Annotated in this window: 8 protein-coding genes; 1 reads left to right on the top strand and 7 read right to left on the bottom strand. The window is 45.8% G+C overall.

Annotated features, from left to right (window positions below):
- Positions 1 to 234: 234 nt before the first annotated feature.
- Positions 235 to 642 carry a hypothetical protein gene (locus tag ACFO8Q_RS04520; protein ID WP_380024548.1) on the bottom strand — a complete coding sequence of 136 codons (408 nt, stop codon included), beginning with the start codon at positions 640 to 642 and terminating at the stop codon, positions 235 to 237.
- 93 nt (positions 643 to 735) lie between these two features.
- Between ACFO8Q_RS04520 and ACFO8Q_RS04515 the strand changes: the two genes are divergently transcribed.
- Positions 736 to 1,335 carry a hypothetical protein gene (locus tag ACFO8Q_RS04515; RefSeq protein ID WP_380024547.1) on the top strand — a complete coding sequence of 200 codons (600 nt, stop codon included), beginning with the start codon at positions 736 to 738 and terminating at the stop codon, positions 1,333 to 1,335.
- Positions 1,336 to 1,433: 98 nt separating this feature from the next.
- Here ACFO8Q_RS04515 and ACFO8Q_RS04510 read toward each other — a convergent pair whose 3' ends face one another.
- The 6 genes from ACFO8Q_RS04510 to lgt form a co-directional block, all read right to left on the bottom strand.
- A complete protein-coding gene (locus tag ACFO8Q_RS04510; RefSeq protein WP_380024546.1) occupies positions 1,434 to 1,763 on the bottom strand; it encodes an ASCH domain-containing protein in 330 nt (109 codons plus the stop codon).
- A gap of 1 nt (position 1,764) precedes the next feature.
- The gene (locus ACFO8Q_RS04505) at positions 1,765 to 2,778 is read right to left on the bottom strand and encodes a cytochrome d ubiquinol oxidase subunit II (RefSeq protein WP_380024545.1); all 1,014 of its coding nucleotides are present in this window, start codon (positions 2,776 to 2,778) and stop codon (positions 1,765 to 1,767) included.
- A 5-nt stretch (positions 2,779 to 2,783) separates the two neighbouring features.
- Positions 2,784 to 4,118 carry a cytochrome ubiquinol oxidase subunit I gene (locus tag ACFO8Q_RS04500; protein ID WP_380024544.1) on the bottom strand — a complete coding sequence of 445 codons (1,335 nt, stop codon included), beginning with the start codon at positions 4,116 to 4,118 and terminating at the stop codon, positions 2,784 to 2,786.
- Between the two features lie 255 nt (positions 4,119 to 4,373).
- Positions 4,374 to 5,069, bottom strand: coding sequence for a TerC family protein (locus ACFO8Q_RS04495; protein WP_380024543.1), 696 nt, complete (start codon positions 5,067 to 5,069; stop codon positions 4,374 to 4,376).
- Positions 5,070 to 5,410: 341 nt separating this feature from the next.
- The gene (locus ACFO8Q_RS04490) at positions 5,411 to 5,638 is read right to left on the bottom strand and encodes a hypothetical protein (RefSeq protein WP_380024542.1); all 228 of its coding nucleotides are present in this window, start codon (positions 5,636 to 5,638) and stop codon (positions 5,411 to 5,413) included.
- Positions 5,639 to 5,712: 74 nt separating this feature from the next.
- A complete protein-coding gene (lgt, locus tag ACFO8Q_RS04485; RefSeq protein WP_380024541.1) occupies positions 5,713 to 6,510 on the bottom strand; it encodes a prolipoprotein diacylglyceryl transferase in 798 nt (265 codons plus the stop codon).
- Positions 6,511 to 6,517 lie beyond the last annotated feature (7 nt).

The following is a 6,517-nucleotide window of genomic DNA, read 5'->3' as shown; positions in this document are numbered from 1 at the left end:
GGTTGATGGACTGTGAATGATAGACATTTAAAAAAAATGCTCATTGATCCAACGGATACGTATGTCATTCGACATCCATATTTATCTAAATAATGAATTAATATCCATACTCAAAGAGAGTAGGTGACTACTCTCTGATACCGAGCAGACTGATCGTTTCACAAATACGGTAAAATATAACAAAATATTCCATTTCACCCAATCGTTCTAAGCACCTATGAATATTTCAGGAATCTATTTGTTTGAAAAAAATACTTTCCACTGTCCATCTTGCTCAATCAGCTTAAAATTATTTTTCACTTTGGGCCCTCCCTCTATCTCAAGGGTCGTTTCCACAAGAGCGTGTTGTTTATCTTCGAATTTAACGCTTTCAATCTTATAGTTCGCAAGCTTTTCCTCTTGGAACATCTTTTTATATGACTTTATCTTTGTCCCGTTATCCTTATATCTTTCGTCAATCACGTAGGTGGCTGCTCGATCCACATCCATATTTTTAACAGAATTTAAATAATTTTCAAGAACTTGTACAGGTTCAGTTGATGAAGGTGATGTTGCATTTGTAAAAAATGCAATAAACAGGAAAAATATTGCGATAACAAGAGATATAACCAGATAATTTCCCTTTTTAAGTAAAATGCTCACTAGACACACCTCGTTATTACTAGTTACAGTTAGTATAACATATATTTTCCATTATTGGAATATATAACTAAAATTCATTAGGAGGAATGTATTATGAAAAAGAAGGCATTACTTTCAAGTGCATTATCAACCGCACTGGTGGCAACTGCCATCGGCGCACCTACTTTGGCTAAATCCGATGACAAATCCACAGACAAGCGAGCCGTTCAAGTTATGCAATTGAACCCCCAGACAAACCCGGCTAAAGCAGGAGAGAATGAGCAGATCCAAGAATCCATCAAAAAGGGAGACGTACAGACTGCGAAACCGAAGGAGTCGACATCTGTTGAAATCCAGTCAACGACTGAACAAGTCGGTATCGAAGCTTATTCAAAACTCTTTGATTTCACCTTTGAAGGGGTATCTTATACCGGGATGAATTCAAGAAATTTTGATGTAACAGGTACCGATGTCGAAATTGATTCAAGGGCGTGGACTTCAAACGGTGAAAATAAATCCGGAACCTATTACATAACGCTCTACAGAAACCATTGGTATGGCGATGATAAATTAACTACTGTAAAATATTTTTATGGTCCAGACAAAACGATTTACTACTATCAGTGGACTGGAGTTGGTAAAGGTTCTTACCACTTCAATATCAAATGTGAGGAAACTCTTATCTCCGGTGACGGAAGTGTATTGCAACAATAAGCTAGTGACTATCTCCGCTCTAATGTTATAGACGTCACAAACTGTGTTTTAGTTTCAACAAAAAAGCCGCCAGAGACTTACCCCAGCGGCATCCACCTTTACACTTCGCGAAACTCATGCACCCATACTTTCATCTTCGGACCCCACGGCATTCCCGGATGAATCGACAGAATGTGGTTTTTGTAAGACTCCATATTCGGGAATCCCTCACTTCGCGCATCCTCGTCCGTCATCTCTCCGAGGGATTGCTGAAACACATTGTAAACCTCAAACTTCCGTCCGCCAACTTCCCAGACCTCACCGGGGTCTGCGTAACGACCGTTGCGCCGCGTGGCCGTTTTTTCACCTTCCAGGACTCGTTGAATATCTTCTTCCTTTGTAATCATCCGATCGATTGAGCAGGTTTTTGGAGGCAGTTGGTTCGTCATCTCACTTGGCTCCCTTCACATATTTCGCATCGAACAGGAACAGTTTCAGCAACAGATACAGGGAAGGCACCAACAAGGACAGCCCTCCTATAAACGCCCAGATCAGAGCTTCTCCCATCACAGGGTTGGTTACACCCGAATGAATCGTCACATAAGGATAGAGCAGGTACGGCAGATGAGACTTCCCGTATCCGAAAAATGCGCTGGCAAACTGCAGCATCACCAACACGAATGCAAGCCCGTAGGATTTTCGTCTCATGATAAGACCAACCGCTAACAGGAAGAACGCGAGTGAGAGCGTAAAGTACCAACTGTGATCCAACATCGAGTTAAAATGCTCAAGATTATGATTGCGTAACGATACAAACACGAGAAAGCTGGCAAAAATGGTTGGGAAGCTCCAGAACAGGGCCCAAATCCGCAGCAGCTCTTCTGCCCCGTGGTCTTCTGCTTTGTGGGCATAGTAAGTCAGAAAGCTTGAACTTATAAACAGCACGCTGACAAGAGCAAGAAAAACGACCGACCATGAATACGGACTCATAAAGAGCTTCTCCATCAACAGCACAACTTCATTCCCTTGTTTTACGATAAATCCGCCCTCGGAAATGGTGAGAATCGTCGCAAGAGAAGCGGGAATCAACAAGCCCGTGGTTCCATACAGGAACAGGTAAAAATTATTTGTCGTATGTCCGTAATGGTTGAATGCATAGAACGATCCGCGAATTGCGATCAAGACCAAGGCAATGCTTCCCGGAACCAACAGAGCCGTTCCATAATAGTACGCGGTGTCCGGGAAAAAGCCGACTATCCCTACAATAAAGAAGATCAGGAATACGTTCGTCACTTCCCAAACAGGTGACAAATAGCGGTTGATCACTGCATTAATGATCTCGCCTTTTCCCGTAACCTTTCCGTAATAGGAGAAAAAGCCTGCCCCGAAATCAACCGATGCGACAAATACATATCCATACAGGAAGATCCAGAGAACCGTGATTCCAATGACTTCAATCGACATGCGACTCACTCCTTGATTCCCCGATTTTGCATCTCGAGTTCCGGCGGATTCTTACGGAACATTCGGAGCAGAACATAGCTGCAGACAGTGCCTAACGCCAAGTACAAAGCTCCAAAAAGGACCAGCATCTCTCCCACATTCGCAGCCGAGGTGACACCTTCGCCCGTACGCATATACCCACGTAAAATCCAAGGCTGGCGGCCCACTTCCGTGAAGATCCAACCAAATTCGATAGCGGCCATCGAAAGCGGCCCACCCAGCACAATCAACCGGAGCAGCCAGGGATTCCATTCATATCGTTTCTTCCAAACCCGTGCCCAGATGAACAAGGAAGCCACAATCGTTAAATAAAAGCCGATTCCCACCATTAAATCAAACAAATAATGTACGTACAGCGGAGGCCAAAGCTCTTGCGGGAACTCGTTCAATCCCTTTACCTCAGCGTTTGGGCTTCCATGTGCAAGAATGCTTAAAGCACCGGGAATTTCAAGCGCACCTTTGACCTCGTTCGTTTCTTTATCCAACACACCGCCAATGATCAGGTCTGCCTGCCGTTGGGTCTCAAAGTGCCATTCGGCGGCAGCCAATTTTTCCGGTTGGTAGTCGGCCAGGAATTTTCCCGACAGATCCCCGATAATTGCGGTTGATACAGCAAAAATCAAACTCCAGGCCATTGTGAGACGAAGCGCCTTGCGGTAATATTCGCTGCGCTTGCCCCGCAGGATGAACCAGGCAGTAATGGCTGCAAGAACGAAGGCCGCCGTCAAATACGCCGATGAAAGAACATGCGCCACCTTCGTTGGAGTTGCAGGGTTAAACATCGCCTTGATCGGTTCGATGCCTGTGATGACCCCATTTTCAAACCGGAATCCTTGCGGTGTATTCATGAACGCATTGACGGTCGTAATAAAGAAAGCGGACGCCGAAGAACCGATCACAACAGGGATAACCAATAACCAGTGAGAGAGCCGATTGCGGAACCGATCCCATGTATAGAGATAAATCCCCAAGAAAATCGCTTCAAAGAAAAATGCGAAAACCTCTAAAAACAGTGGCAGTGCGATGACTTGTCCCGCCATTTGCATGAACCTCGGCCAGAGAAGAGACAGCTGCAATCCAATACAGGTACCCGTTACAACTCCGACGGCAACGGTGACTGTAAAACCTCGGGCCCATCTTCTTGCCAAAAGGAAATAGTGCGGGTCTTTTTTTCGAATTCCCATCCACTCTGCAATCATGATCATGACAGGAACACCGACCCCTATTGTGGCAAAAATAATATGAAAACCCAGCGTTAACGCGGTTAGGATTCGACTTAGCATGAATGTATCCAATTCCATACTCTCTTCCCCTCCTTCGAAGCTCCTAACCTTATAATAATCAAATTTACCCTCGGAAAACCCCATGTCCGCCAGTCGTATTTGACGGAATATTGGCGGTTTTTTGTCTAAAGTTTGAAGGGGCGACACCCATAATCCGGGCCATAATCCAAGACATTATTATCCCTTCTTTTTGCGAATGCTATTAGTTTATAGGAATCGGAAATGGCAAGACAGGAGCTCATAAGGCACTCCTGTCTTTATTGCAGATCGATTTTAGTGCCCCACCACCTGTCCCTGCCCTTCCGCAACTGCTTTCCGCCGTTGGGACTTCACTTTCCCGGCCAGCAGCACACCGGCTATCACCCCTACAATCAGTCCCCAATACAGAACCGGATGAGTAAAGTAGGCTTTGAGTAAAGGTTCGTCTGCGATCATCTTGGCTGCTGTCCAAGCAAGTACACCGGCTCCAATCTGAATGATCGCCGGATAGCGATCCGTCAATTTTATAAACACCGTGCTGCCCCAAACCACAATCGGCACACTGATCAATAAGCCAAGAATCACCAATAGGAAATTTCCGTGTGCAGCCCCTGCCACTGCCAGGACATTATCAATCCCCATCACCGCATCGGCAATCACGATAGTGCGAACAGCCGCCCAAATTGTATCTGCTGACTTCAGTTCGTGCTTCTTCTCCTCTGTTAAAAGTTTGTAGGCAATCCAAATCAACACCAAGCCGCCGATTAACAGGAGCCCTTGAATCTGCAGCAGCCAAACCACGGTTAACGTGGCAACAGCACGCAGCACAATCGCTCCGAACGTTCCCCAGAAGATGACCATTTTTTGCTTTTCCTTCGGCAGATTTCTTGCCGCCAACCCGATCACAATGGCATTGTCGCCGGCCAAGACCATATCAATTACAATGATGGCCATCAGCGCAGAAAAAAACTCCGGTGTAAAAACCTCCATCTCTCACCACTCCTCCAAACAATTTTTTTGGGGAATCTCCCAAATAAAAAGCGACCCTCGCACATGGGCAAAGGTCGCTCCCCAAACAGAAAAAGACCTTCGCCATGAATGGCAAAGGTCTTGCTAACAACGTGTTCGTTGTCTACAAAGCCGGGGATATACATCCCGAAGTGACGACTTTGTGTCAGAGCGTTATGTGGGGGTATCCACGACTGAAACGCTCTGCTAGCTACTCCCCTTTGGAGGGTATACTTTTGTTGTTTCAATCATAAGGCAAGGACAAGCCGCGAGTCAAGTCACCCTAACTCAAAAGCTCTCGGATTGATCACGAACTCTCCCGTTTAACCGAACTGGGTCAAAAAGAGGCCGGCACAAGCTGAAGTCAGAAGAAACGTGATTCTCGCTCCAATCAAAATCCCCTGTACGGTCCGCACATAACCTTGTAAAATGATCGCCAAAGGGATCACGATCACCAACTGGGTCCAGCCGACGAAATATGCGAGCGTCTCAAAAAGGAGATGCGGATGCAGGGAGACAGGACCGATATGAATATAAACGGGGAAAGTCATGAGTGAACCTCCGGGACTTTTGTTCCATTATATACCAAGCTGGTGGTCCGGAGGGGAAAAAAATAACTCCGGTTCTAAACCGGAGTTTCGTTTTGAGTGTGCTGCTGATTTTGTCCTCTACGCCATGCCCAAATCAGAAGCGCGATTCCCAAGACGATCAGTGTCAGGCTTACCAGCTGGGCGACCCGTATCGGCCCGAGCATCAAACTGTCCGTCCGCAATCCTTCAATAAAGAAACGGCCAATGGAGTAAAGAATCATGTACGAGAACAAAATCTGTCCGTCAAACTTCTTGAACTTGTGCAGCATGAACATCAGAATCGCAAACACGAGCAGGTTCCACATCGATTCATACAAAAACGTAGGCTCGTAGTAAGAACCGTGAATGAACATCTGATCCTTAATAAACTTCGGAAACATATTCATGAACTCTTCAGGAACCTGATCCCCGTGGGCTTCTTGATTGATAAAGTTGCCCCAGCGGCCAATTGCCTGTCCCAATATCACACTTGGCATCATTAAATCTCCGAACAATAAAAACGGCAGCTTATGTCTGCGAACATACAGGAGACCGCCGAGAAAACCGCCAATCAAACCGCCATGGATGGCGAGACCTCCATGCCAAATCGCAAAAGCCTCCAGAATGTTGTCCTTGTAATTTTCCCATTCAAAAATCACATAGTACGTACGTGCGCCGATTATAGCCAAGGGAATGATATACATTGCCATGTTAAGGATGTGCTCGGGATCTATATTGTGCTTCTTTGCATGATATTGTGCAAGGAGTACCCCAAGAACAAAAGCGCTTGTCATAATGATTCCGTACCAATGAACGGAAATCGGCCCTATCGAAAATGCTACCGGATCGATCAACTCCATC

Origin of the sequence: Effusibacillus consociatus, from assembly GCF_042652925.1 — a bacterium.
GTDB lineage: Bacteria > Bacillota > Bacilli > Tumebacillales > Effusibacillaceae > Effusibacillus > Effusibacillus consociatus.
The sequence above is the reverse complement of the archived record's forward strand: the minus strand, read 5'-3'. Positions and strand labels throughout refer to the sequence as shown.

What these genes read in the sequence shown, in the direction of transcription:
- ACFO8Q_RS04505 (WP_380024545.1), bottom strand. Translation starts at nt 2,778, where the DNA reads ATGTCGATTGAAGTCATTGGAATCACGGTTCTCTGGATCTTCCTGTAT.
- ACFO8Q_RS04515 (WP_380024547.1), top strand. Translation starts at nt 736, where the DNA reads ATGAAAAAGAAGGCATTACTTTCAAGTGCATTATCAACCGCACTGGTG.
- ACFO8Q_RS04495 (WP_380024543.1), bottom strand. Translation starts at nt 5,069, where the DNA reads ATGGAGGTTTTTACACCGGAGTTTTTTTCTGCGCTGATGGCCATCATT.
- ACFO8Q_RS04500 (WP_380024544.1), bottom strand. Translation starts at nt 4,118, where the DNA reads ATGGAATTGGATACATTCATGCTAAGTCGAATCCTAACCGCGTTAACG.
- ACFO8Q_RS04490 (WP_380024542.1), bottom strand. Translation starts at nt 5,638, where the DNA reads ATGACTTTCCCCGTTTATATTCATATCGGTCCTGTCTCCCTGCATCCG.
- ACFO8Q_RS04510 (WP_380024546.1), bottom strand. Translation starts at nt 1,763, where the DNA reads ATGACGAACCAACTGCCTCCAAAAACCTGCTCAATCGATCGGATGATT.